At 56.0% G+C, this 24809-nt stretch carries 18 protein-coding genes and 1 tRNA gene; 10 read left to right on the forward strand and 9 right to left on the reverse strand.

Features of this window, described 5'->3' with window-relative positions; all coding sequences use genetic code 11:
- The first annotated feature begins 664 nt into the window (after positions 1 to 664).
- Positions 665 to 740: transfer RNA gene (locus RQI55_RS21955), tRNA-Val, on the forward strand.
- A gap of 83 nt (positions 741 to 823) precedes the next feature.
- Here the strand turns inward: RQI55_RS21955 and RQI55_RS21960 are convergent.
- Positions 824 to 1042, reverse strand: coding sequence for a hypothetical protein (locus RQI55_RS21960; RefSeq protein ID WP_311273576.1), 219 nt, complete (start codon positions 1040 to 1042; stop codon positions 824 to 826).
- Between the two features lie 86 nt (positions 1043 to 1128).
- Positions 1129 to 2733 carry a S8 family serine peptidase gene (locus RQI55_RS21965; RefSeq protein ID WP_311273575.1) on the reverse strand — a complete coding sequence of 535 codons (1605 nt, stop codon included), beginning with the start codon at positions 2731 to 2733 and terminating at the stop codon, positions 1129 to 1131.
- A 277-nt stretch (positions 2734 to 3010) separates the two neighbouring features.
- On the opposite strand from RQI55_RS21965, the gene RQI55_RS21970 reads away from it, so the two are divergent.
- The 4 genes from RQI55_RS21970 to RQI55_RS21985 all read left to right on the forward strand — a co-directional run bounded on the left by RQI55_RS21970 (position 3011) and on the right by RQI55_RS21985 (position 7575).
- Positions 3011 to 3988 (forward strand): hypothetical protein, encoded by a 978-nt coding sequence (locus tag RQI55_RS21970; protein WP_311273574.1) that lies wholly within the window; start codon positions 3011 to 3013, stop codon positions 3986 to 3988.
- A 143-nt stretch (positions 3989 to 4131) separates the two neighbouring features.
- The gene (locus RQI55_RS21975; protein WP_311273573.1) at positions 4132 to 5241 is read left to right on the forward strand and encodes an aminoglycoside phosphotransferase family protein; all 1110 of its coding nucleotides are present in this window, start codon (positions 4132 to 4134) and stop codon (positions 5239 to 5241) included.
- Positions 5238 to 6287: a T3SS effector HopA1 family protein gene (locus tag RQI55_RS21980; RefSeq protein WP_311273572.1), complete on the forward strand. Its 1050-nt coding sequence runs from the start codon at positions 5238 to 5240 to the stop codon at positions 6285 to 6287. Before RQI55_RS21975 ends, RQI55_RS21980 begins: the two co-directional genes overlap by 4 nt.
- Positions 6288 to 6300: 13 nt before the next feature.
- Positions 6301 to 7575, forward strand: coding sequence for a lanthionine synthetase LanC family protein (locus RQI55_RS21985; protein ID WP_243256189.1), 1275 nt, complete (start codon positions 6301 to 6303; stop codon positions 7573 to 7575).
- A 379-nt stretch (positions 7576 to 7954) separates the two neighbouring features.
- On the opposite strand, the gene RQI55_RS21990 is transcribed toward RQI55_RS21985, so the two are convergent.
- On the reverse strand, positions 7955 to 8755 hold the full coding sequence (locus RQI55_RS21990; protein WP_311273571.1) for an NAD(P)-dependent oxidoreductase: 801 nt from the start codon (positions 8753 to 8755) through the stop codon (positions 7955 to 7957).
- A 291-nt stretch (positions 8756 to 9046) separates the two neighbouring features.
- Here RQI55_RS21990 and kdgD point away from each other — a divergent pair, with 291 nt between their 5' ends.
- A complete protein-coding gene (gene kdgD, locus RQI55_RS21995) occupies positions 9047 to 9952 on the forward strand; it encodes a 5-dehydro-4-deoxyglucarate dehydratase (RefSeq protein ID WP_243256970.1) in 906 nt (301 codons plus the stop codon).
- The gene (locus tag RQI55_RS22000; RefSeq protein ID WP_243256190.1) at positions 9949 to 11082 is read left to right on the forward strand and encodes a mandelate racemase/muconate lactonizing enzyme family protein; all 1134 of its coding nucleotides are present in this window, start codon (positions 9949 to 9951) and stop codon (positions 11080 to 11082) included. Before kdgD ends, RQI55_RS22000 begins: the two co-directional genes overlap by 4 nt.
- An 18-nt stretch (positions 11083 to 11100) precedes the next feature.
- On the opposite strand, the gene RQI55_RS22005 is transcribed toward RQI55_RS22000, so the two are convergent.
- From RQI55_RS22005 to clpP, 6 genes are all read right to left on the reverse strand, one after another.
- Positions 11101 to 11847, reverse strand: coding sequence for a dienelactone hydrolase family protein (locus RQI55_RS22005; protein ID WP_192066667.1), 747 nt, complete (start codon positions 11845 to 11847; stop codon positions 11101 to 11103).
- Between the two features lie 139 nt (positions 11848 to 11986).
- Complete coding sequence (locus tag RQI55_RS22010; RefSeq protein WP_311273570.1) at positions 11987 to 14185, reverse strand: esterase-like activity of phytase family protein; 2199 nt, start codon at positions 14183 to 14185, stop codon at positions 11987 to 11989.
- A 224-nt stretch (positions 14186 to 14409) separates the two neighbouring features.
- Positions 14410 to 14685: a DNA-binding protein HupB gene (gene hupB / locus RQI55_RS22015; RefSeq protein ID WP_042619695.1), complete on the reverse strand. Its 276-nt coding sequence runs from the start codon at positions 14683 to 14685 to the stop codon at positions 14410 to 14412.
- A gap of 201 nt (positions 14686 to 14886) precedes the next feature.
- Positions 14887 to 17304, reverse strand: coding sequence for an endopeptidase La (lon, locus tag RQI55_RS22020; RefSeq protein WP_042619696.1), 2418 nt, complete (start codon positions 17302 to 17304; stop codon positions 14887 to 14889).
- A gap of 413 nt (positions 17305 to 17717) precedes the next feature.
- Positions 17718 to 18995 carry an ATP-dependent Clp protease ATP-binding subunit ClpX gene (gene clpX / locus RQI55_RS22025; RefSeq protein WP_042618478.1) on the reverse strand — a complete coding sequence of 426 codons (1278 nt, stop codon included), beginning with the start codon at positions 18993 to 18995 and terminating at the stop codon, positions 17718 to 17720.
- A 357-nt stretch (positions 18996 to 19352) separates the two neighbouring features.
- On the reverse strand, positions 19353 to 19985 hold the full coding sequence (gene clpP, locus RQI55_RS22030) for an ATP-dependent Clp endopeptidase proteolytic subunit ClpP (RefSeq protein WP_042618479.1): 633 nt from the start codon (positions 19983 to 19985) through the stop codon (positions 19353 to 19355).
- A gap of 456 nt (positions 19986 to 20441) precedes the next feature.
- On the opposite strand from clpP, the gene RQI55_RS22035 reads away from it, so the two are divergent.
- The 3 genes from RQI55_RS22035 (at position 20442) to RQI55_RS22045 (ending at position 24801) form a co-directional block, all read left to right on the forward strand.
- On the forward strand, positions 20442 to 21689 hold the full coding sequence (locus RQI55_RS22035) for a GGDEF domain-containing protein (protein WP_243256192.1): 1248 nt from the start codon (positions 20442 to 20444) through the stop codon (positions 21687 to 21689).
- A gap of 62 nt (positions 21690 to 21751) precedes the next feature.
- Complete coding sequence (gene ggt / locus RQI55_RS22040; RefSeq protein ID WP_243256193.1) at positions 21752 to 23509, forward strand: gamma-glutamyltransferase; 1758 nt, start codon at positions 21752 to 21754, stop codon at positions 23507 to 23509.
- A gap of 41 nt (positions 23510 to 23550) precedes the next feature.
- Entirely contained in the window at positions 23551 to 24801 is a 1251-nt protein-coding gene (locus RQI55_RS22045; RefSeq protein WP_243256194.1) for a cytochrome P450, read from the forward strand.
- Positions 24802 to 24809 lie beyond the last annotated feature (8 nt).

A 24809-nucleotide genomic window follows, 5' to 3' on the forward strand; every position in this document is an offset into this window, starting at 1 on the left:
ACCCGCGACCTCCGGCGTGACAGGCCGGCACTCTAACCAACTGAGCTACACCCGCACATTCCTTAAAAGACTGGCCTAAACCCGCCTCACGAACTTGCCTCTGCAGTTCGTTGAGCGGCTAACTAAGGCGTTCGTGTTTGAGTGTCAAGCAAGTTTCACGACAAAAGAATAAGCTTGTGCATTTTGCATTCACAAACTTCCGTAGATGCCCGGTTTCCCGGCATTTTCGCTCCACGCTTTTTTTTACAAAGACCCGCATAGTTTTCCACAGGCATCCAGATCTGCTTCCTGAAGCGAATCTCTGCGATCTGCCGAACGGTTCGAAACGCCATTGCGTGGGATCATGTTCAGCGTCGCCCGCTTTCAGTCCTTTAGTGACACGCGTCGCAAAGATGGATTCGCGCAAAAAGAGGTCAGCGTCAGATAGGTAAGCGCCGCAGCCTGCCCTGCCCTCATATAGAGGCAATCAGCAGAAAAATCTGCATATCCGGCTCAAAGCCCTAGGAATCAGGCTTTTCGGGGCTGAAACACGGCCGTCCAGATGGGGACTATCCACACAAAAAGCAAAAAAAACAAAAAAACTTCACAAAAGCCCTTGCGGTTTTTTTCCGATCCTAATAGATCACGGCCACCGACGCGGCGGACATGATCTGCAAGACGCGAAGGGCGATTAGCTCAGTTGGTAGAGCGCCTCGTTTACACCGAGGATGTCGGGAGTTCGAGTCTCTCATCGCCCACCATTACTCCCTAAAATTTTCAATATTATCCAGATACTCAGCAAGCACGGATCGTATTTGCTATTTACCCCCGCTTTTACTGCTTTTCAGATATGGCGTGGCAATTCCTCTTCCGCCATGGCGTTTGGACCTAGGGCGACAAGGGCTGACTCCAGGTTCTCGGGCGTGGCTTTGATGCGCGCGTGTCGGCCTATGCTGGAAATGAGGGTTATGCCTGATGTCTGCGAGAGCGTTTTCTGCCAGTTATCCGGCTGGGGCGCGCTGTGGCGGATGGTGATCAGGTAGATTTTTTCCGGGTTGGTCATCGCACACTCCATATAGGGACACTTAGCGCACGAATCTGCCATCCGACACAGGAATGAGTCGGATGGCATGTGATCGCGTGTCGCCCTTACTGAGCGCGGCTGAGGCCATCTCCCTGATATTGCTTCGCCAGATCGATGGAAAGCGCTGCATCTTCCAGAATCGCGCGCGCATATTTGGTGCGTGCGGATGTTCTTGCCAGGTTTTTGTAAATCACATCTCGCGACAGAAGAACTGCAAGTGCGCCTGTGGTGACGGGCGTTGCCATGGAGGTGCCGGACATGTCTGCATATGGCGCCGGTTCCGACTCATCGGCCGGAACGGTGGATATGACAGCCGAGCCTGCCGCTGTAACCGTAACCTGTCGCCCGATGTTGGCGTAGCTTGGCAGGAAAAGGCCACCCTTGCCGTATCGATCCAGTTGCGATGGCATTGTGAAATTGGCAAGGTTGCCAGCGGGAAAGGTGCCGGGCATACCCACAGCCGAGACGGCAACAGACAAGGGATAGCTTGCCGGCGCCAGCACCGCCTGGCCAAAATTATTGCCAGCGGCGCAAATGCACAGGGTGCCGCTGCCATAGGCGGCCAGAACCGCATCATATTCTATGATGGAAGGTTGGCCGCCAAGGCTGAGATTGATGATATCCACCTCATGGGCATTCACCATCGCGTCGATTGCGGCGGCAATATCGCCCTGGTTTGCCCCTTTGTTCGGCGCAAACACGCGAGCGGTGAAAACATCCGCACCCGGCGCAAGACCGGCGAAATCGGCACCGTCGGCTGGCGGACGAGCGCCAATAAGGCCGGAGACATGGGATCCATGCCCCAGAACATCTGCTGTCGCCTCTGGCCCGGGCTGAAAGGCCCCATCGATAAAGGCTCCGGCAGGGACAATGTGATCGAGATAGGGGTGCGGCCCCAGCCCTGAATCGATGACGCCAACACGAATGCCAGCCCCCGCCTGCGGATCGAAGGTGTTGATTCCCGCAAGGCGATGCCACCAACCCAGCGGCCCGGATGTTGGCAGCCGAGCAAGATCCACCATCCCACCCGATACGGGTTGCACCACCATGGCGGACCATACTCGCCCACGCGGTGATATCTGTGCCGTCACGGGCTGCCACTGCGTCGTGTCGAATGGCAGAGTGGCCAGACCCTGCGCATCCGTTGACGCGCTGACGCTGCTACTGCTCGGTTGGGCACCAACCTGGACTGCAAGCAAGCTCAGCTCAACAGTGGCATTGGCAACCGGTGAACCAGCCGCGGTGACGTGGAAGGTAAAGTGTGGCGCTGATGCCGAGGCATTGCTGTTGGAGGGCATCTGCTCTGAAAGTGGAGGCGGAGCTTCAGGGCTGCCCCAGGGCGCAAGCCGCAGGGATGCAGGCCAGCGCAAAAATTCCCGCTCCATAATGGTATCCGGCGCAAGGTCGCGCATTTTCGCTTGCAACTCTTCTTCGTCTGCCTCGACGACGAGAACCCGGCGCACATCCTCGCGCTCCATGCCGTTATCGCTAACGATATCCATAGAGCCGCCCAGCGCACGGCTCAAACGCTCACTGAAGTTGCTCTTTGCCGAACGACGCGCACGCCCTGCCCTGTATGGCGCCATGCGATGCGAAATGATGAAACGGCTGGGAGGAGAGCTCGGGCTGTCGGGGCCATCGCCCGTATTTTCAGTTGTATCGGAGGTCATGATTTTCGTCTCCTAAAACACCATGGGGATTACTGGAATTGCCTAAACCGGCGGATGCTCATTGCAATGCTAATACACGCGATCCGACAGTCAGTTTTTTACATGCTCGTAATAAATGTATTTTTTAATTGCACAACCTAAAAAAGTACAGTAGGAAAATTCCCGTCAAAGGCGAGTTGACTGCAAGCGAGGCAATTACCGGTGGTTGCACTTGGCTGGCTGCACTTTCCAGACATGTCACAAAGCCCCCTTCAACTGTGAATTCGGGAATTGATCGATGACTTTTACTTCTTATTGGGGTTGCCAACCGGCAGCTCAAACAGTCGTAGGCCCAACGGCCTACCTGCATTGCCCACAGACAAGCCTCTATGGCTGCCACACTGCGGTTCAGCATTGCCCGCCAGCGGCAGAACAGGGCACGCCTGTCGGGCCAACAGCCTACTGGCATTGCCCGCAAACAAGTCTTATGGGTTGCCAGACTGCCGTGCAGGGCTGCGGTTTACCAACCACCGCACCTCAGCAGCAGCAGAATGTGACGCTGACGCCAGTTTGCCAGATCACTAACATCACACCGGTTTGCTCAACGGGCATTCCTATCATCTGCAGCGGCGCAGCCGCCTATGCTGCACCTCAGCAGCAGCAGCAGAACGTGACGTTGACACCCGTTTGCCAGATCACAAACATCACACCGGTTTGCTCAACGGGTATTCCCATCATCTGCAGCGGCGCAGCCGCCTATGCTGCACCTCAGCAGCAGCAGAATGTAACGCTGACGCCTGTTTGCCAGATCACGAACATCACGCCGGTTTGCTCAACGGGCATTCCTATCATCTGCAGCGGCGCAGCCGCCTATGCCGCACCTCAGCAGCAGCAGAGCGTGACGCTGACACCCGTTTGCCAAGTCACCCTCACGCCGATTTGCTCCACGGGCATTCCTATCATTTGCAGCGGCGCAGCCGCCGCTCAGGCAGCCGTCACGCCTGCAACGTCCGTCGGATGCGGAACTCTTGCCACCATTTGCAACCCGACGCACATGCATTGCACGGGTCCAGGCACCGCACCGCAACCTCAGAGCGTGACGCTGACGCCCATTTGCCAAGTCACCCTCACGCCGGTTTGCTCAACAGGCATTCCTATCATCTGCAATGGTGCAGCCGCCGTCCAGCAAGCTGCTGACAGGCCTGTGACTTCAATCGGATGCGGAACTCTCGCAACGATTTGCAACCCGACGCACATGCATTGCACCGGGCAATAAGCACCCGCTGAAACAGCTTTAGCTTTCACGTCAATGTAAGCCTGCCCATCGGCCGACTGCGGCCGGTGGGATCGTTTTAGGCCGGGCTTTGCGCCCGGTTTCCGCGCGTTTTCTAGACATTATCATCTGCCTTGGGGAAAACAATGTATCTGACCAGCGGCACGCTTGTGCCTTATCTCATCGATCGAAGCATACTCTCCGCAGCCGAGCTTCTCGATGATGACATCACGATTTTGGAAGCCGGGCGTCGTAACCGTAATTTCAAGGTTGCCCGCCGGGGTGGTTCAGGCATTTTCGTCAAGCAGGTTCCGTTGATGGCGGCTGAGACGACACAATCCGTCAAGCGCGAAGCAGCCCTCTATGCCCTTGTTGAAAAGAACGACGCGGCGGACAGCCTCAAAACCCTGATGCCGAAACTGCGGCACTACGACAAACACCGGCATTTGCTGGCCGTCGAGCTTGTTCCAAACTCCAGAAGTCTGACATTCTATCAAATGCAGGTCTCAGGCGTTGCGGGCGCAATGGAAGATATTGCCGCCCAGTTGGGAAGGCTGCTGTCGTCCTGCCACAAGCAATCGCCCGACATTCTTGCGGAACACTCACGGCAGGGTACCTTTCCCGCACAGCCTCCATGGATTTTGAATTTCTCGCACTATGGCGAGACCATGATGCCAAACATGAGTGGCGGTGCGAAGGCCGTGCTTGCAGCGCTGCGCCAGCAGCCGGGACTGAAAGAGCAGCTATCGCTTCTGCAATCGGAATGGAGCCGCACATGCTTGATCCATGGCGACATGAAGTGGGAAAACCTGCTGATTTCGCAAGATCAGAATGCTGCAGCAACGCTTCAACTGATTGACTGGGAACTGGCGGACCTCGGCGATGCCGCATGGGATGTGGCTTGCGTGCTCGCGAGCTTCATGCAGCCTGTGATCGTTGGGCGGTTTGACATGCATGGGCGCCCCACCGGCCCCGCAACCGCTGACGAGGTTTCGCGAGCGCAAGCCTGCTGCCGCACCTTCTGGCAAACCTACATGAAAGAACTTGCCCTCACGGTGGAGCAGCAGGCGCAGGCAAAGCAACGCTGCACTCGCTTTGCCGCAGCCCGCCTCGTTCTCACAGCCTACGAGATTGCCCAGTCGACTGCGGAAATCTCACCCTCAGCGCTTCTGGCGATCCAGACGGCAGCCAGCATTTTCAACGACCCCGGCAGCGCTGCCACCTCATTGTTCGGCCTTGAAGAGACAGGAGCATGACCATGCGAGCTTTCGACAGACCACTTATCGCAGAAACCGCTCGGCTACCCCTATCATTGCAGGCATCTCTGATGACCATTCTGGGTTCCATCAAGATGATCGGCGTGTCGCAATTCCAGATCGGCACACGAGACATCGTCACACTGCCGCCCATGGCGGCTGCAGAGCAGGCGCGCCCCGTTACCAGCCGCCTGTCCGAGAGCCTCTGGCCAGCGCTTTATGAGGCGGCCTATTCAAGGCCTTTCAGCGCACACGCCCCTTCCCCGCTGACCACACCCGCTGACCTTGACCTGCTATCGCAGCTTCGCGCGGCGTTTCCAGAAGGTGCGCGTTGGTCTGCGCAGTGGCAGGTTTACAAGGTCGAGGCGAATGGCTCTGTCCACGTGCGCAAGGGTGATTGCTGCCGCCATGTTTTTCCCGGTGCCTTTGCGGCGGCATCGCATGGCCCTGTTCAGGCCAATTCGAATGTCTCCATCCTGTTGCAAATGGCTTCGTCACAAATGCAATCGGCATTCTATCACATCATAGGCAACAGCCCGCACTGCGACCATGATGACGCCGCCTTGGCGCGCCTCTACCTCAATACGCGTGCGACCTCGGTGGTGACATTGATGGCACGGATGGCCGGACTGCTAAACACCTATGCCGTGCCCTTTCGGGCAAAGACATTGCTGGACTCGGCGACCTATGAACGCACGGACAGCACAGTGTTCTACCTTGCACGCAGACACCTGCCATTCGCCTTGTCACTGCTCAGAGACACGCTTGCGGAAGCGGCTGCGGATCTCGACCCGGATGTGCCGCTCTTCTCGAAACGCATCGCGGATGGCGTTGGCGGTGCAGATGACCCGGGCTATGGCATGAGCTTTGGCCAGACGCGCACCATGCTGCTGGCAGACGCCATCGTCAGCGCCTGGGCAAGTGGCGACCAGACCGCGCAGACGCGACTTGAGCATCTCGAGCGGCGCTTCGTGGAGGAAAGCCTTTCACCCAACGCACCGCATTTGAGCGCTGGCAACAGCGACATCTACGCCATACCGGCCTGAAAGGATTTAGCAGATGAGCTTGATGACACTCCCCACAGCACAGATTGCGCATGGCCAGAGCGGATACCTTGAGGCGGCCAGCCGCATTGGAATGCAGCTTTGCCGCGACGCGATGTGGCACGATGGCCGCTGCACATGGATGGGCTGGGCGATGACGTTAGCCGATGGCAGCGCAACGGCGGCATATCGAACAGCATCCGCTTCACTCTATGACGGTGTTGCCGGAATTGCGCTTTTCCTCGGCCGGCTTGCCGTTCATGCACCTTCTGCGCCTCTTCTCGCCACGGTCGATGGTGCCGTGCGACAGGTACAGTCACGGCTTGCGGATTTCGACGCCCTGTCACAACGGAGTTTTTATACGGGTAGCCTCGGTGCGGCCTATATGTTGTGCCAGTTGGGACGCGGCCTCAATCGGCCAGAATGGACAGAACAGGGGCTGGAGCTGGCTGAACGCCACGCGGCACTCCCCTTCGGCGATGACGCGCTGGATGTGATCGCCGGATCTGGAAGCGCTATTCCTGGCCTTATCTATATGGGCAAACATTTTTCCCGCCCGGTATTGACGGCTGCGGCAGTTCGCCATGCCGAACAATTATTGGCAAAGGGCGTGGTGGATGCGCGAGGCCTCTCCTGGCCATCGCTCTTGCCAAAGCATAACAATCTTCTTGGATACGCCCATGGCGTTTCCGGCATGGCGATGGCGCTTCTGGAAGCCTATGCGGTAAGCGGCGATGATGCTTTGCTGCACGGCGCACAGGAAGCCATCCGCTATGAGCGCAATTGCTTCGACCCGGCCCAGCAGGGTTGGCCGGATTTCCGTGTTGATACGATTACCGCCGGTGCCGCAACGCTTGCCCCCACCTGCAACTGCACCTGGTGCAGCGGTTCAACCGGCATCGGGCTAACGCGCCTTCGCATGATGGAGTTGCTGCCTGCAGATTCCGGTGCCGCAGAAGAGATCAATATTGCGCTTCAGGGTGCCTCACGCTTGCTGATGTCGACAACGACCCCGCAAGACCTTTGCCTTTGCCACGGCCTTTGTGGCACAGCGGATTTCGTTCTCAGCGCAGGTGTTCAGCTGAACAGGCCAGATATTGCGATCTTTGCCGATCAGGTGGGTGACTTCATCATCGAGCATTACCTGAATGCAGAGCAGCCCCTTCCGTGCGGTGTGCAGCAAAGAGGTGAAGCACCGGGCCTGATGATGGGCAAGGCGGGAATCGGCTATTTCTTTCTGCGGCTGATCGAGCGGCAGACATTGCAATCTGTTCTTCTTTTGAAAGGTTGATACCCTGCCGTCGCCGCATTGTGTGCCATAAAAACACGGCGGCGGCGGCACCTCTTATGGAAATTTAGTATTTCATTAAATACTTTTTCAGCTTGCGTGTATGGCGTCGTATCTCGACACAACGTTAACGCCATCACCCATGAATTCACCTGTTAGATTCAATATTTCTAAAGAATTGTTCGCACATATTGGCGACGTCGACTTCATGATGAAGTCGCGTTGCTACAGGATGAACCATGTTTGCGAACTCGATCGTTACGCTGGCGCTGATTGCGCTGCCAATCTATGTCTTTTTTCGCTGGGTACAGTACGATTCAGAAAGACAGGATAAGCCGAAATAGGTTTCCTCACGGCTATCCCCTCCCCCCAAAGCCCGCAATTACCCGTCTGCCGGATGTCCATAAGTGGTGAACACACCGCCTTGATAGATGTGGGCTGGATCCTTTGGATCTTCTTTTCCGGCTTCGAGAAGCACCTCGGCGCGCCACTTCGCCGAGCTGTCCTGCGGCTTCCAGCCAAGGAATGCTGCGCCGCTATTATCCCACCATGTCTCGTCATTGTTGGACGCGCCGTAGACCACGGCGTGGCCTAGCCTTGGCGCTTCAAACCCACGTGCGCAAAGCTGCACAAAATCGCCAGCGCTCAGCCACGTCGCCAACATCCGGGTTGTGCTGGGTTTTTCGGTGATCGACCCGATTCGAACGGACAGGGTCTCCTGTCCGAACTTATCGAAGTAAAAGCTGGCGAGATTCTCTCCGAAGCATTTTGAGACGCCGTAGAGCGAGTCGGGCCGCATCAAGGAATTACCGTCCAGCTTCTCATCGCGCCGGTAATAGCCGATCGTGTGGTTGGAACTGGCGAAGATGATGCGCGGCATGCCGTTGTGGCGCGCTGCTTCGTAAAGATTATAGACGCCGTCAATATTGCCTTTGAGAATCAGCTCGAAGGGTTTTTCCACCGAGATACCGCCGAGATGGATGATGCCATCGACGCCCGAAACCGCCGCATCGACCTCTGCGCGGTTGGAAAGATCGCATTTCACGAAGCTCTCATGGTCGGCAAGATCACTTATTTCGACCATGTCTGAGAGTACGACCTTTTCAGCGACTTGGCTCAGCAACGGGCGAATGGCCTTGCCAACACCCCCGGCAGCGCCTGTCAGCAACAGATTTTTCAGCATTTTTCCTCCCAGTATGCTTGCGCATCACCACATGCAGATACAAGATGTGGTCATACGTAAATTCTCTTGTTATCTTATGTCTATGCCAGACATTCATGGCATATCAAGAGGAGATGCGCCCTATCTCGTCGTGAACCGCTGACCATCACGGCAGCCCTACACTCAACGCATCGCGGCCCCTGCCCTGCCTATCACGACATTTCGGCAACTTGTATTATAAGTTATTGACACAGGTCATATCTCGAATATTATCCGCATCAACACATCATCGGAGACAAGACTTTTATGGCAATGGACCCACAGGAACTCAAGGTCGCCCTCGGCGCAGGCCTTCTCTCTTTCCCCGTAACGCCGTTCAGCAAGGATGGCGAATTCAACGAGAAGCCATATCGTGACCACGTCAGCTGGCTGTCCGGCTTCGATGCCACAGTTCTCTTCGCTGCGGGCGGCACGGGTGAGTTTTTCTCGCTTGCGCCTGAGGAAGTAGCCACCGTTGTGAAGGCCGCAAAATCTGCTGCAGGGTCGGTTCCTATTGTTTCCGGCTGCGGTTACGGCACCAAAATCGCCATTCAGATTGCCCGAAGCGTTGAGAAAGCCGGTGCTGACGGCATTCTGCTGCTGCCGCACTATTTGATGGATGCATCACAGGCGGGTCTTTACGCACATATCAAGGCAGTATGTGATTCCGTCTCCATCGGCGTGATGGTCTATAACCGCGACAACTCCATTCTGACGGCTGAAACTCTGCAGAAACTCTGCGACAGCTGCCCCAACCTCGTTGGCTTCAAGGACGGTTCCGGCGATATCGGGCTCGTGCGCAAGATCACCGCGACCATTGGCGAACGCCTGACCTATCTTGGCGGCATGCCGACGGCTGAACTGTTTGCAGATGCCTATCTCGGTGCTGGCGTGACGACCTATTCGTCTGCCGTCTTCAACTTCGTGCCAGCACTTGCGCAGAAATTCTACAAGGCACTTCGTGCAGGCGACAGATCCACGACAGACCGCATTCTCATTGATTTCTTTTACCCCTTCATGGACATTCGTAACCGCCAGAAGGGCTACGCCGTCTCCGCCATCAAGGCCGGTGTGCGCCTGATCGGCTTCGATGCCGGCCCGGTTCGCGCGCCCCTTACAGACCTGACCGAGGAAGAAGTCGGCATGATGCAGGCGCTGATTGGACCATACAAATCATGAGGATTGAGGCGGTCCGCACCCATTTGCTGGATTACAAGCTGGCACATGCCTTTGAGAGCGCATCCATGCGCTTTGATCGGCGCATCCACTGCCTGGTTGAAATCATTTGCGATGATGGCACCGTGGGCTGGGGCGAATGCCTTGGCCCGGCCAAACCAAACGCTGCGGTGGTTGCTGCATACGCGCCGCACCTCATCGGCAAAGACCCTCTCGATATCGAGATCATCTGGCACCAGCTCTACAATCTGCTTCGGGATCAGGGCCAGCGCGGGCTAACCGTGACAGCGCTGAGCGGCATTGATATCGCGCTTTGGGATATCAAGGGGAAACGCTTCGGAACGTCCATTTCCCGCCTTTTGGGCGGTCGCTTCCGTGAAAGCGTCAAGGCCTACGCCACTGGCTCCTTCCGCAAGGATGGTGTCGACGCGGTATCCGATGTTGCAGCGGAAGTTGCCGGTTACGCAGCGCAGGGTTTCCATGCGGTCAAGATCAAGATCGGTTTCGACGTGGCAGAGGATATTGCCGTCATCCGCGCTGCGCGCGAATCAGTCGGGCCAGATGTTCGCATCATGATCGACGCCAACCATGGCTATGATGCGCTTGACGCTATCGAAGTCGGCAATGCGCTTGCGCCGCTGGGGATTGACTGGTTCGAGGAGCCCGTCGTGCCCGAGCAGCTCGACGCATATAAAGCTGTTCGCAAGGGCCAGCCCATTCCCGTTGCCGGTGGCGAAACCTGGCATGGGCGCTATGGAATGCGCGCGCCGCTGGAGAGCCGGGCGGTCGATATTCTACAGCCCGATCTTGCGGGAGCCGGCGGTTTTTCCGAAACCAAACGCATCGTAGACATGGCAACTCTGTACGGCGTGCGCGTGGTTCCGCACGTATGGGGAACAGGCGTCGCCATTGCCGCGGCCCTGCAATTCATGGCCTACCTGCCGCCAGACCCGGCCCGCCGCAACCCGCGCCCGCCCATTCTGGAGTTCGACCGGACCGAAAACCCCTACCGCCAAGCCGTCCTCACCAGTCCGCTGGACCATGTCAACGGCGTGGTGCAGATACCCGATGGACCGGGCCTGGGGATTGAGATCAACCGGGATGCGTTGGAGCAATATGCGTTAAGAGACTGAAATCCAAGACTGAGTGAGTTATCTGGACAGGTACATCGCCAAGAAATCGGCGGCGGAGCGAAGGGCTACAACCGCGTTGCCGTTGCCGGATTTCAAGAAAAAATCATGTGGTTCGCCTTGATAAACGTTAAGGGTTGCGGGAACGCCAAGTTGCTTGGCTTTCCGCTCCAAGTCGCGACCAATCGATAGAGGAAACGTCCGGTCTGCGCTTCCCCAGATTAGATGCAAGGGCGGCAAAGAGCGGATAGGCTGTGAATAGCCGCTTGGGAGTCCTCCGTCGACCAGCACAAGTGCGTCTATTTTCGAGCTTTCAACCGAAGCAGCCGACGCTATTTGCGCACCCAGCGAAACCCCGATAATCCCAACCTGCCCTCCATGGCGCGGTTGGTCTGTCAGAAAAGCTGCGACGCGATGAACGGAAGCAATCCACTTCGGCAATCTCTGATGATAATATGCCATCCGTGAAGACGCACTTCCGGCATTAACGATTGCACTTAGGTCAGCAGGCGACAAAACATGAACGAGATAGGCGTTCAGGCCCCCCGCTTTAAGAACCCGACCGATCTCGTCATACGCAGCTGATTCAAAGCCCCGACTCCCACTTAGGATCATAACACCAGGGCATGCGGGCTTGTTACAGTCACCAAAACTCTCGATGAGAACCTGACCGTCTGAAGTCGGAACGCTGTATTGCTGTCGTGGCGAAGCGTTGCCAATCCCACACATAGACAAGACGAATACAAGAGTGCAGCAAAACAAGCGCATTTTCTGATCACCATCCTCGTGCGGCGAAGCCCAAATCTAGCCAAACAAAAGCCGCCTGCAACTGTGTTGCAAGCGGCTCATATCACAAATGATCAGATCCGTAGCAACCGAACCAAAGGCGCGGCAACTGGTTAGGAGATCAGTGTGTGCCCTTCAGATCGACCGGGAAGAACAGTGTCTCGCCAGACGAATCGTCCACGCCGTCATTGTCGGTTACGGCAAATGCCTTGCCGGATTTGTCAAAAGTGAAGCCTTCGAGCTTGTCCACGACGTAGCCGTTTGTCTGGGCTTTGAGGTCAGGCAAAAAATCATGGACTTCGGTTTTCTTGACCAATGGCAACTCGCCGCCGATCTTGCCGGGCTTCAGGTCAGAGATTGCGACGCTGTAGAGCTTCTTGATCTTGGCCTTATCGCCGATCTGGTTGTCGCGCTCGACGATATAGACATTGTCGCCGTGAGCAGTGATTTCGGAAAGGCCTACCCAGCCATCCTTCGTCTCATCCAGCGGGTAGTGCACGGCGCCCCACTCCTTGGATTTCAGATTGTAGGATACCAGTTTGACCATACCCTTTTCGCTCTTGCCCCATTCACGCTGAACAGCCATCCAGAGCGTCGCGTCGTCACCCTTGCCGACCAAGGTCACGCCTTCGAAACCGAAGCGGGTTTCTCCCTGCAGAAGATCTGTTGGTAGTGCGATTTCGGATTTAATCTCGCCCTTGGCGTTGACGTTGTAAAGCGCGTGCGGAACGAGCTTTTCGCTGTTGCCTTCGGATGCGACCCAGAAGCCGCCCTTGCCATCGAGGGTAATGCCTTCCATGTCGAGCTTCTGCGCCGGCTGGCCGTCACGCTTTACGCGCAAAACGCTGGTGATGAGCGCAGGCTTCTTCGTTGCGTCGATGGTATAGATCGATGGCTGGTTGCCATAGACCGAGTCGGAGATGGCGTAGAGAATGCCATCCTTGTCTGCATCACCCACGAGACCGGAAAGAGCACCCCAACCGATTGGCGCACCATCGACCGTTGCCGAGGTGAGCTGCGGATAGGCCGCCTGCCCTTCAGCGCGTTCAAAGATCATGACATGCGAACGTGCGCCGCCATCTTCTCCAAGATCCGCCTCATTGGCTGTCACCAGCAAGTTGCGCGATGGAATAGCGACAGCGCCTTCTGGTGAAATTCCGGATGGCAGAAGCTGCGTCAGCTGTGGCTCGGCGCCGGTGTCCTTATAGACGCCGAAAATAGATGCGCGTTCAGCCAGAACGAAGAAGTATTTTTCACCGCCGAAGGTGGCAGCTTCCAAACCTTCCGGTTCGATGCCCTTCGCCTTGGACCGTTTTTCGGGATAATGACCGATGGCTGCAACTGCCTGTTCCAGGCTGGAGCCCGCTTCGTAGAGCAGCTTGCCGGTCTTGTCGAAGATGGTGAAGCCGCGCGAACCGCCTTCCCAATCACCTTCATTGGCGATGACGACGCGGTCATTGTCCAGCCACTTGACGGCATCTGGCTCGCGCTTGCGGGCTTTCTGGCTGTCAGTGAACTTGAGTTGACCGTCAGATTTCGTGTCAATGCCTTCAAGATCGACGGTGCCAGCGGAGAAGTGGCTCGTGACCTTGCCGCTTTTTCCATCAACGATGGCGATGTGGTTGTTTTCCTGAAGCGTAACAACGATCTCGCCATTGGCATTGATGGCGACGAATTCTGGCTCCGGATCATCAGGCGCGATCTCGGCAATGCCGGTCATCTCGATCTTCTTGAGCGTTGAGCAATCCGCAACACCCTCTTTCAAGCCGATGGTTACGAGGAAACCAGCTGGCAATTGCGGCAGCGCGCCATCATTGACCTTCTCTTCGCGCTCATTTTCGATGGCGATGGCTAGGAAGCTTTTGTCGGGGGAAATCGCGACGGAGTCAGGCTGGCCTCCGAGGTCGCAGCTGGCTTCGATTTTCTTACCAGCAATATCGACAGTGACGAGCTTGCCGGATGGCTTGACGAAACTTTCAGACGTGTTGACGCCTGCAAAGACCTTCGTACCGGAAGCCACGACCGATGTCGGCTCACCATCCATCATCAGCGCACCGAGTGCCTTTGGGGCCTTCGCATCGGTAATGTCGATAAAACCGATGCCACCAAGCGGGCTGTCTGAATAGATCAGCGTCTTGCCGTCTTGGCTCGCCGTGATGATTTCAGCTGATGTGACCGTCTTTGCGTCCTTGTCGGACGGCAGGTTCTGCGCGACTGGAAAGGACGCGATGCGGTTGAAAACCTGTTCGGCAGCAGCCGGAAATGCAACGGATGCGCACAGAACTGCGGTGAGTGCGGCACTCGGAAAACGAAATGTCATGGTGTCCCCTTCATGGCATTGAAAAATGCATGATGGGTTCTTGGGCTATTGAGATGACAGGCACATGACAATCTAAATTCACTCATAAACAAAAAGCCCGGCGTGGAAAGCCGGGCTTTTTGCATTTCGGTGGCACCGTCGCGCTGAACGCACAATGGGCCTAATTCATTCCTCGTAAGCCGGAGAGCTGTCAGCGCGCCGCTGGCGCCGCAGCCCCTGGAAACTCAAGAATTAACAGCGTCCTTCAGGCCCTTGCCTGCAGAGAACTTAGGAACGTTGCGAGCCGGAATATCGACTTCTGCACCCGTGGATGGGTTACGGCCCTTGGAGGCTTCGCGACGGCTTACAGTGAAGCTGCCGAAACCTGCGAGACGAATGTCGCCACCGGCCTTTAGTTCGCCCTGGACGGTTTCGAAAACTGCGTCGACCGCAGAAGCGGCATCAGCCTTCGTAAGACCAGCCTTTTCGGCAACTGCAGAAACGAGCTCATTCTTGTTCATGTTTCCACCCCTTTCAATGGTTTGAAACGACTCAAATTGGATTGGCGCAGAATACTTATCTATTTGCGTACCGCCACCCAAAAGCGCTGGAACGGCCTGAAAAACAAGGGGTCTCAGGACCTTTTCACAAAAAAGGCTGGCATAACTGCCAGCCTTTTTGTGTTTTTGTGCTTAATCAGCATCATGCCTGCCACGCACGTTTCAATGTGCGATTGTCTGACCGGCGTCATCCACGCCCTCGACAGTCGCTATAACGGGCGTCTCAATGCTGCCATCCCATTCAATCGGCTCGGGCATACGCACAAGCGCGTGCTTGATGACTTCACCCATGCGCGACACCGGAATGATCTCCATTCCGTTTTTGACGTTGTCAGGAATATCGGCCAGATCCTTTGCGTTTTCTTCCGGGATCAAGACCTTCTTGATACCGCCACGCAGAGCCGCCAGCAGTTTTTCCTTCAATCCGCCAATCGGCAGAACGCGACCACGAAGGGTGATTTCACCCGTCATTGCTACATTCTTGTCGACTGCAATGCCCGTCATGATGGACACGATGGCTGTTGCCATCGCGACACCAGCCGATGGTCCATCCTTAGGCGTCGCACCTTCCGGTACGTGCACATGGATATCGGACTTGTCGAACCGTGGAGGCTCGATGCCGAAATCAACCGCGCGCGAGCGGACATAAGACGCCGCTGCGGAGATGGATTCCTTCATCACCTCCTTCAGGTTACCTGTCACCGTCATGCGGCCCTTGCCGGGCATCATCACGCCTTCGATGGTCAGCAACTCGCCGCCCACTTCGGTCCAGGCCAAACCGGTAACAACACCAACCTGATCTTCGCCTTCGGCTTCACCATGGCGGTAGCGCGGAACACCAAGGTAATCGTTGATGTTTGCAGCCGTTACGGCCACAGACGTCGATTTGCCCTTGATGATTTCCGTGACAGCCTTGCGCGCAAGCTTCATCAGCTCGCGCTCGAAGCTGCGAACGCCAGCCTCACGGGTATATTGCTGGCTGATGGCCATCAGAGCATCGTCGCTGACGGAAAACTCTTCCGGGCGCAACGCGTGTTCCTTGATTGCCTTCGGCAGCAGGTGACGCTTGGCGATTTCGCGCTTTTCGTCTTCCGTGTAACCAGCGATGCGGATGACTTCCATACGGTCCATCAATGGGCCAGGAATGTTCAGCGTGTTGGCTGTGGTTACGAACATAACGTCCGACAGGTCATATTCCACTTCGAGATAGTGGTCCATGAATGTGGAGTTCTGTTCTGGATCCAACACCTCCAGCAATGCGGATGAAGGGTCGCCACGGAAATCCTGGCCCATCTTGTCGATTTCATCGAGCAGGAAGAGCGGGTTGGACTTCTTGGCCTTCTTCATCGACTGAACGATCTTGCCGGGCATGGAGCCGATGTAGGTCCGGCGGTGACCGCGGATTTCAGCTTCATCACGGACGCCACCGAGCGCCATGCGAACATATTCGCGGCCGGTTGCCTTCGCGATCGATTTGGCCAGCGAGGTCTTGCCGACGCCCGGAGGGCCGACGAGGCACAGGATAGGACCACGGATCTTCGTCGCACGGGCCTGAACAGCCAGATACTCAACGATACGTTCCTTGACCTTATCAAGACCGAAGTGATCCAATTCGAGCGTTGCCTCGGCTGCATTCAGATCCGTCTTGATCTTGGACTTCTTGCCCCATGGCAAGCCGACCAGCCAATCGATATAATTGCGCACGACGGTTGCTTCAGCAGACATCGGGCTCATCTGACGCAGCTTCTTCATTTCCGCGTCGGCCTTTTCCTTGGCCTCCTTGGAAAGCTTTGTCTTAGCAATGCGCTCTTCCAGCTCAGCCATCTCGTCACGGCCATCCTCGCCGTCGCCGAGTTCCTTCTGGATCGCCTTCATCTGTTCATTCAGATAGTATTCGCGCTGGGTCTTCTCCATTTGGCGCTTGACGCGCGAGCGGATGCGCTTCTCAACCTGAAGAACCGAAATCTCGCCTTCCATAAAGCCGAGCGCCTTCTCAAGGCGCTGCTTTACGCTGACGGTTTCCAGCATTTCCTGCTTTTCGACGATCTTGATCGAAAGGTGGGACGCAACGGTATCAGCGAGCTTAGAATAATCGTCGATCTGGCCGGCGGCACCAACCACCTCAGGCGAAATTTTCTTGTTCAGCTTAACATAGCTTTCGAACTCTGAGATCACCGAACGTGACAGAGCTTCGATTTCGACGGGATCTTCCTCAGGCTCGGAAAGCTGGACCGCAGTGGCTTCGTAGAAATCCTCACGCGCAGTATAGTCTTCGATCCGCGCGCGGCCTTTGCCTTCCACGAGAACCTTGACGGTACCATCGGGCAGTTTCAGCAATTGCAGAACATTTGCGATGGTTCCGACACGGTGAATGGCAGACGTGTCAGGATCGTCATCGCTGGCGTTAATTTGAGTGACGAGCATGATCTGCTTGTCAGAACCCATGACTTCTTCCAGCGCACGGATGGATTTTTCCCGACCGACGAACAGTGGAACAATCATGTGGGGGAAAACGACAATGTCGCGCAGGGGAAGTACAGGATATGTACCACCAGATGCAGCAGACGGAACGTTTGTCATATCATTTCCTTTCAATGGTCCCCTTGAGAGGGACGCTTGCCGGACTTTCTTGGGGAGGTTCCGGCATATTCCTTGTTGTGACTAGAAGTGGAGTTCGTCACTGTCATTTTCAAGTCACAAAAGCATATAGTCTCGCGATGAACGCAGGCCTAAATCTTACACACGCTACGCATTACAAGACGCTTCACATTCTTCCGTCTTTTCGTCCCATCTTGCAGAATCACAAATCCGGCAAGCGTCGAAAAAACGTCATATCACGCCGCAAATCACTCGAAAACTCTATCGGAGAAGCCAATCCGCTCCAAACGTTAAATCCGGTGCGGCGGCAATATCGCAACGTTTCCGGTGAATAACGAACGAAAAGACCCGCCAGTGGCGGGTCTATGTTCAACTTTGATATGCCAAGTAACGCCTTAGGCTGAAACGTTGGCTTTCTCTTCCTGACGGTCCGCATAAATGTAGAGCGGACGGGCAGCACCGCTGACGACGTCATCAGAAATGACGACTTCACGGACGCCTTCCAGGGTCGGCAACTCAAACATCGTGTCGAGCAGGATCTTCTCCATGATCGAACGCAGTCCACGTGCACCGGTCTTGCGGGTAATCGCCTTTCTGGCGATTTCACGCAGAGCATCGCCCTGGAACGTCAACTCGACATCTTCCATTTCGAAGAGGCGTTGGTACTGCTTGATGAGAGCGTTCTTCGGCTCGGACAGGATCTGGATCAAAGCATCCTCGTCCAGGTCCTCAAGCGTTGCCAAGACAGGCAGACGGCCGATGAATTCGGGGATAAGGCCGAACTTGACCAGATCTTCCGGCTCCAGTTCACGCAGCACTTCGCCAACACGACGATCGTCTTCTGCTTTCACCGTTGCGCCAAAACCAATTGAGGTTTTTTCGCCACGTGCGGAGATGATCTTGTCGAGACCTGCAAACGCGCCGCCGCAGATGAACAGGATGTTGGTCGTATCCACCTGCAGGAATTCCTGCTGTGGATGCTTGCGGCCACCCTGCGGAGGAACGGATGCAACCGTGCCTTCCATGATCTTGAGAAGTGCCTGCTGAACGCCCTCGCCCGATACGTCCCTCGTAATGGAAGGATTGTCGGACTTACGGGAGATCTTGTCCACTTCGTCGATGTAGACGATGCCCCGCTGGGCGCGTTCAACGTTGTAATCGGCAGACTGGAGCAGCTTCAGAATGATGTTTTCAACGTCTTCGCCCACGTAACCGGCTTCGGTCAGCGTCGTGGCGTCAGCCATTGTGAACGGCACGTCGATGATGCGCGCGAGTGTCTGGGCAAGATAGGTCTTGCCACAACCCGTTGGGCCCACCAGCATGATGTTCGACTTCGCCAGCTCAATGTCGCCGTTCTTGGTCGAATTTGCGAGGCGCTTGTAGTGGTTATGAACAGCCACAGACAGGATCTTCTTTGCCTGCTTCTGGCCGATAACATATTCATCGAGGATCTTGATGATATCCTGCGGGGTGGGCACACCCTCGCGAGACTTCACCATAGATGTCTTGTTCTCCTCGCGGATGATGTCCATGCACAATTCGACGCATTCATCGCAGATGAATACTGTCGGCCCGGCGATGAGTTTCCGGACCTCGTGCTGGCTCTTGCCGCAGAATGAACAATAGAGTGTATTTTTAGAGTCGCCGCCGTTGCTGCCGCTGACTTTGCTCATATCTCTTTCCTTCCAGCACGCCGCTGTTTCGCACCGCGAAACGCGGTCAACTTATCGTCTGCAGAAACGGTCGCTTCCCATAAGCATCCATATCCGCTTCGTTCCCGGGGTACTAACCGTTTTCGGACGTATGTTCCGGCAACGGCGGCAACGAATTCCCCTTCAAACTCCAAAGCAGTGACGCCTCAGCATTTGGTACTGCAACCCCTCTCAGCCCAAACAAGCTTATGCAGGATCACAACAAACTATGTCATAAAAATTCAACACAGCCTTAATAACTACTATTAGCGCTTTATTTTTCGGTTGAAACCCCGAAATTCACTCGGAGCTTCAAACCCGGATCACATTTAAAGCGACTTAGCTGGCGGTAACGGCTTCCATTTCCTGACGCGATGTCAGGATTTTGTCGACGACGCCCCAGCCCTTTGCCTCGTCCGCATCCATAAAGTGGTCACGGTCGAGCGTGTTTTCAACTTCTTCAAGCGTACGGCCTGTGTGCTTCACGTAAACATCGTTCAGCCTGCGCTTCATCTTGATGATGTCGCGGGCATGACGCTCGATGTCGGACGCCTGACCCTGGAAACCGCCAGATGGCTGGTGAACCATGATGCGAGCATTCGGTGTGCAGAAACGCATGCCCTTCTCACCAGCAGCCAGAAGCAGCGAACCCATGGACGCGGCCTGACCGACGCACAGCGTGGACACGGCTGGGCGGATGAACTGCATCGTATCGTAAATCGCCATGCCGGCGGTCACGACGCCACCTGGCGAATTGATGTACAGCGCGATCTCCTTCTTCGGATTTTCCGATTCAAGGAACAGCAGCTGCGCGCAAACGAGCGATGCCATGTGGTCTTCCACCGGACCGGTCAGAAAGATGATCCGCTCTTTCAGCAGACGTGAATAGATATCATAGGACCGTTCGCCGCGATTGGTCTGTTCCACAACCATCGGCACCAGAGCCATGGCGGTATCAACTGGATTTCTCATGTCCGTCCTTTGTCAACTCTAACCCGGCGGCTTTCGCATCCGGAATCAATTCTATTCGTCTACTCTCTACATAGAGTGTGATTGCCCGGTTCTTCAAGACTGAGGTAACGGATATCCTTAATCGCGTCCCGGCAAAAATCCATAGTCGGCTTACACCGCCCCGCTCCGCAACACCATCCGCCTTCTACAAAGCGAGCAACGTCTTCAACCTTCCATCGTATTTTTGGTCAATCAAAGATTAACCGGACAAAAAATCATGTTCAACAATCAGTCTCAGTAACAATCAGAAATAACTTCTTAGGGTTTAAGTGCTGATATTGCCTAAGACCGACCCGGTGTCCCTCCGGTTTCCGGTTTTTGGCGGAAAATTCAAGTAGTGCGCGTTCAAGCATGTGCACGGCAAAGACCGACACGCATATATTCGCGCAAAGCTGTATTTTAAAGTGAGATTGCACAGTGCTGGACGCCAAGACAGGCATGCTACTCTGGTCGATGGAGACTCTGACCCTGTCAGCTCTCCTGGCAGTCGTATGGCTACACAATCCGGCAAAGAAATATCATTTGTGCTTCTCGACTGGCTTTGCCTGTATTGGAATTGGCGCCATTCTTGTTGGCCTGCGCGGTGTCATTCCCAATTTCGTGTCGATCCAGATCGCGAATACCATTGCGCTTTGCGCCTTTGCTCTTTGGCTGGCAGGACTATTGAAGCTTGAAAACCGCAGGATCGATGGCTGGATCGCAATTCCAGCGCTGATCTGGGTTGCTTTCATGTTCATCAACCCTGTCCGCGAGAGCATGGTAGCGCGGATCATTTTGTATCATTTCTGTGCAGGTGTCGGATATTTGATGATCGCCGGGGTGCTTTTGACATCCAAGGAATACATATCGAACACCCGGAAATTTCTGGCTGTTGCGCTCTCTGTCCAGGCCGTGATGGGCGGCCTCGTTGCATCGATCGTCATCCCCTACAATACAGCCACCGGCCATGTCGTTCCCCTCACCGGCCCTGTTGCGCTGGCTGGAGCGTTCGGTTTCGTGGTGATCATCATGATTGCGGTCAAGATGTTCATGGAAGACGCCAGTCGCACGTTGCAACATCTGGCCATGACAGACCACATGACCGGCACGCTGAACCGCCGTGGCCTTTTCCATGCTTTCAACACGCTCAAAGCGCGCCTTACAGGCACGTCTAGACACATTGCCTTCGTTCTGTTCGACATCGACCACTTCAAAAAGATCAATGACGAGTATGGCCACCAGTGGGGCGATGAAGTGCTGGTGAAGTTCTGTGCGCAGGCTGGCCAAATCGCAGATGGACAGGGCGTGATGGTGCGCATGGGAGGTGAGGAATTCGCCTGCCTGGCAGAGTGCGACGACCCGGCGAAGGCGGCTGTTCTGGCTGAAGCTATCAGGATTTATTTCAGCCGAATCGTCATGAGAACAGACAACAGGGAATTTATGGCGACTGTCAGCGCTGGCGTTTACACCTCACCTGCGGCGGATGCGGATCTCGACACATTGATGATCATGGCGGACCGCGCGCTTTATGGCGCCAAGAAGGAAGGCCGTAATCGCACGGTGGTCCGTGAGGGTACCATCAACATCGTCATACCGTCAGACGACCGGGACGAAGACCCCTGCGACAACAACGCGGACCGCCAGGTTGCCGCCCTCACCCGCATTGCCAGCATCGCTAATCGGTAATCCATGACTTGACCTTCATGCGTGCGCGACCCAATCTTGGGCGTAGCAACGGAGGTTCTGCCATGCCCATCAGGTTTTTCACCGGCGTCTCGCTTTTAGCCGCCCTGACAGCTGGCTCAGTCCAGGCGCAGCAGGCATCTGACAATCTCGCCCCGGAACGGGCAACGGGCACAAAAGCGGCAAGTCGTGTCGAGGTAAAGAATTTCATGGTGGCCGCGGCCAACCCGCTGGCTGCCGAGGCTGGGCGGAAGATCATTGCTGATGGCGGCAATGCCATCGATGCCATGGTGGCGGTTCAGACGGTTCTCGGACTTGTGGAGCCACAAAGCTCTGGCCTGGGCGGCGGTGCCTTCCTCGTTTATTACGATGCTACGGCCAAAAAGCTGACGACCTTCGACGGGCGCGAAACAGCGCCGATGGAGGCGACGCCGAAGCTGTTTCTCGACGATGCAGGCCAACCGCTGAAATTCATGGATGCCGTCATCGGCGGGCGGTCTGTCGCCACGCCGGGCACGGTGCGGCTGTTGGCGGATGTTCACCACAAATATGGAAAGACACCATGGGCCGATGTGTTGAAGCCAGCCGAAACGCTGGCCACCGAGGGCTTTCAGGTCTCGCCGCGCCTTGCTTCTCTGATTGCATCGGAAGGCGAAAGGCTGAAAAAATACGATGCGCCCCGCAGCTATTTCTATGATGCCTCTGCCGCGCCGCTAAAGGCAGGCACCGTTCTGAAAAACCCAGCCTATGCCACGACCCTTAGTGCCATTGCATCTGGAGGTGCTGACGCTTTTTACAGCGGACCGATTGCGGAGGCTATCGTCAAGACCGTGCGGGAGGCGACCGGCAATCCGGGCGTTCTATCGCTGACTGATCTTGCAAATTATCGCATCAAGGAGCGCGAGCCGGTCTGCGCGAACTACCGTGCGCTGGATGTTTGCGGCATGGGTCCGCCCTCCTCTGGTGCCGTGGCTGTGGGGCAGATGCTGGGCATGCTTGAAAATTTCGATCTCAAGTCGCTTGGGGCAGATAATGTGGAAAGCTGGCGGCTGATTGGCGATGCGCAGCGCCTCGCCTTTGCGGACCGTGAACGCTATGTCGCAGATCCCGATTTCCTGCCGCTACCCACCAAGGGCTTACTTGCCAAGGAGTATCTGGCCACACGCGCCTCGTTGTTAGATGGCGACAAGGCGCTCGGCGCAGATGCTGTCAAAGCCGGGGAACCGCAATGGGACCACGCCTCATTGTTCGGGCGCGGGCCGACGCTCGAAATGCCCTCTACCAGCCACTTCGTCATTGTGGATAAACAAGGCAATGTCGTCTCCATGACGACCACCATCGAAAGCGGCTTTGGTTCACGCCTGATGACCAATGGCTTTCTGCTGAACAACGAGCTGACGGATTTCTCCTTCAAGACCCAAGACAATGGTGTGCCAGTTGCCAACCGCGTCGAGCCGGGCAAGCGACCGCGCTCCTCCATGGCACCCACAATCGTGATGAAGGACGGCAAGCCGTTGCTCGCCATCGGTTCACCCGGAGGCAGCCAGATTATCGGCTATGTTGCGCAGGCGCTGGTTGCCTATATCGACTGGGGCATGCCGGTGGAAAAGATCGTGGCGCAACCGCACCTCATCAACCGCTTCGGCACCTACGATATCGAAGCAGGAACAAGTGCGGAAACATTAGCAGAACCTCTTAAAGCATTGGGTTATCAGATTAAACCGGGAGAGATGAACTCCGGCCTGCACGCTATCGAAATCACCGGCCAGGGACTTGTCGGCAGCGCCGATCCGCGCCGCGAAGGGGTGGCTGTGGGCGAATAGAATCACTTTCTCGCGGCATGGCTTTCAGTTAAGGATCAGGCATGAAAACCTTGCCTGATTTCCTTCACATCGACACTAACAAACGTTCGGTTTCGCTCGACGCTCGCAACCCCGCATTCTATGGCGACCCCAATTCGGTCTATGAGGCTTTGCACGCCCAATGTCCCACCTTCTATTGGGAAGAGCAGAAGCAGTGGTTTTTCACGGGTTATGATCATGTGAACGCATTGCTGCGGGACAGGCGCTTCGGGCGGCAGATCCTGCACGTTGCCACCCGCGAGGAATTGGGCCTCGCGCCGCCACAGGACCATGTCACCCACTTCGATGCGGCGGAGCGGCATTCGCTTCTTGAAATCGAACCGCCGGAACATACGCGGTTAAGAACGCTGGTGAACCGCGCCTTCGTGTCTCGACATGTTGAGAAGATGACGCCAGAGATCGAAGCACTCGCCAATGGTTTGATCGACGCGTTCGAGGCTGATAGAAAGACGGAATTGCTGTCTTCATTTGCTGATATCATTCCGGTGACGATGATTGCCCGCATGATCGGGATTCCTGAAGATATGGGACCGCAACTGCTGAAATGGTCGCATGCCTATGTCGGCATGTACATGTTCAAGCGTACCCGTGAGGATGAGCTGGCCGCCGACATCGCCGCGAAGGAATTTGCGGATTATGTGAGAACCGTGATTGCGCAACGCCGGGCAGAGCCGAAGGACGACCTGCTCAGCCACATGATCCACACCGAACACAAGGGGCAGTATCTCACCGACGAGGAACTGATCTCCACGACGATTGTGCTTTTGAATGCTGGGCATGAGGCGACGGTGCACCAAATCGGCAATTCGGTCCGCGTCATCTTGGAGAGTGGAAGCGACCCCGCTGTGCTGTTTCAGGATGAGAAGTCAACCGACAGGACGGTGGAAGAAACGCTGCGCATTGGCGCGCCGGTTCACATCTTTCAACGTTGGGCGCTAGAGACCGTAGATATCGATGGCATCACGTTTAACCGTGGTGACAAGGTCAGCCTCATTCTGGCAGCAGCAAATCTCGACCCGAAGAAATTCACCGATCCACTCACTTTCAAGCCCGATCGGAGCGAGGCTCCAAACCTATCCTTCGGTGCGGGCATTCACTTCTGTATCGGCGCGCCTCTGGCAAGGCTGGAACTCAACATCGTTCTGCCGCTCCTCTTCAAGCGTCTACCGGGTCTGCGCATTGCGCAAAAGCCGCAGGTGAAGGACGTGTATCATTTCCACGGCCTTGAGCGGCTTGATCTGGTTTGGAGCTAGCGCGGCGA

This window comes from Rhizobium sp. WCS2018Hpa-16 (assembly GCF_031843705.1).
Classification (GTDB): domain Bacteria; phylum Pseudomonadota; class Alphaproteobacteria; order Rhizobiales; family Rhizobiaceae; genus Agrobacterium; species Agrobacterium tumefaciens_C.

Coding starts and splice junctions, on each gene's coding strand:
- RQI55_RS21960 (WP_311273576.1), bottom strand. CDS start 1,042: ATGACCAACCCGGAAAAAATCTACCTGATCACCATCCGCCACAGCGCG.
- RQI55_RS21965 (WP_311273575.1), bottom strand. CDS start 2,733: ATGACCTCCGATACAACTGAAAATACGGGCGATGGCCCCGACAGCCCG.
- RQI55_RS21970 (WP_311273574.1), top strand. CDS start 3,011: ATGACTTTTACTTCTTATTGGGGTTGCCAACCGGCAGCTCAAACAGTC.
- RQI55_RS21975 (WP_311273573.1), top strand. CDS start 4,132: ATGTATCTGACCAGCGGCACGCTTGTGCCTTATCTCATCGATCGAAGC.
- RQI55_RS21980 (WP_311273572.1), top strand. CDS start 5,238: ATGACCATGCGAGCTTTCGACAGACCACTTATCGCAGAAACCGCTCGG.
- RQI55_RS21985 (WP_243256189.1), top strand. CDS start 6,301: ATGAGCTTGATGACACTCCCCACAGCACAGATTGCGCATGGCCAGAGC.
- RQI55_RS21990 (WP_311273571.1), bottom strand. CDS start 8,755: ATGCTGAAAAATCTGTTGCTGACAGGCGCTGCCGGGGGTGTTGGCAAG.
- kdgD (WP_243256970.1), top strand. CDS start 9,047: ATGGACCCACAGGAACTCAAGGTCGCCCTCGGCGCAGGCCTTCTCTCT.
- RQI55_RS22000 (WP_243256190.1), top strand. CDS start 9,949: ATGAGGATTGAGGCGGTCCGCACCCATTTGCTGGATTACAAGCTGGCA.
- RQI55_RS22005 (WP_192066667.1), bottom strand. CDS start 11,847: ATGCGCTTGTTTTGCTGCACTCTTGTATTCGTCTTGTCTATGTGTGGG.
- RQI55_RS22010 (WP_311273570.1), bottom strand. CDS start 14,185: ATGACATTTCGTTTTCCGAGTGCCGCACTCACCGCAGTTCTGTGCGCA.
- hupB (WP_042619695.1), bottom strand. CDS start 14,685: ATGAACAAGAATGAGCTCGTTTCTGCAGTTGCCGAAAAGGCTGGTCTT.
- lon (WP_042619696.1), bottom strand. CDS start 17,304: ATGACAAACGTTCCGTCTGCTGCATCTGGTGGTACATATCCTGTACTT.
- clpX (WP_042618478.1), bottom strand. CDS start 18,995: ATGAGCAAAGTCAGCGGCAGCAACGGCGGCGACTCTAAAAATACACTC.
- clpP (WP_042618479.1), bottom strand. CDS start 19,985: ATGAGAAATCCAGTTGATACCGCCATGGCTCTGGTGCCGATGGTTGTG.
- ggt (WP_243256193.1), top strand. CDS start 21,752: ATGCCCATCAGGTTTTTCACCGGCGTCTCGCTTTTAGCCGCCCTGACA.
- RQI55_RS22045 (WP_243256194.1), top strand. CDS start 23,551: ATGAAAACCTTGCCTGATTTCCTTCACATCGACACTAACAAACGTTCG.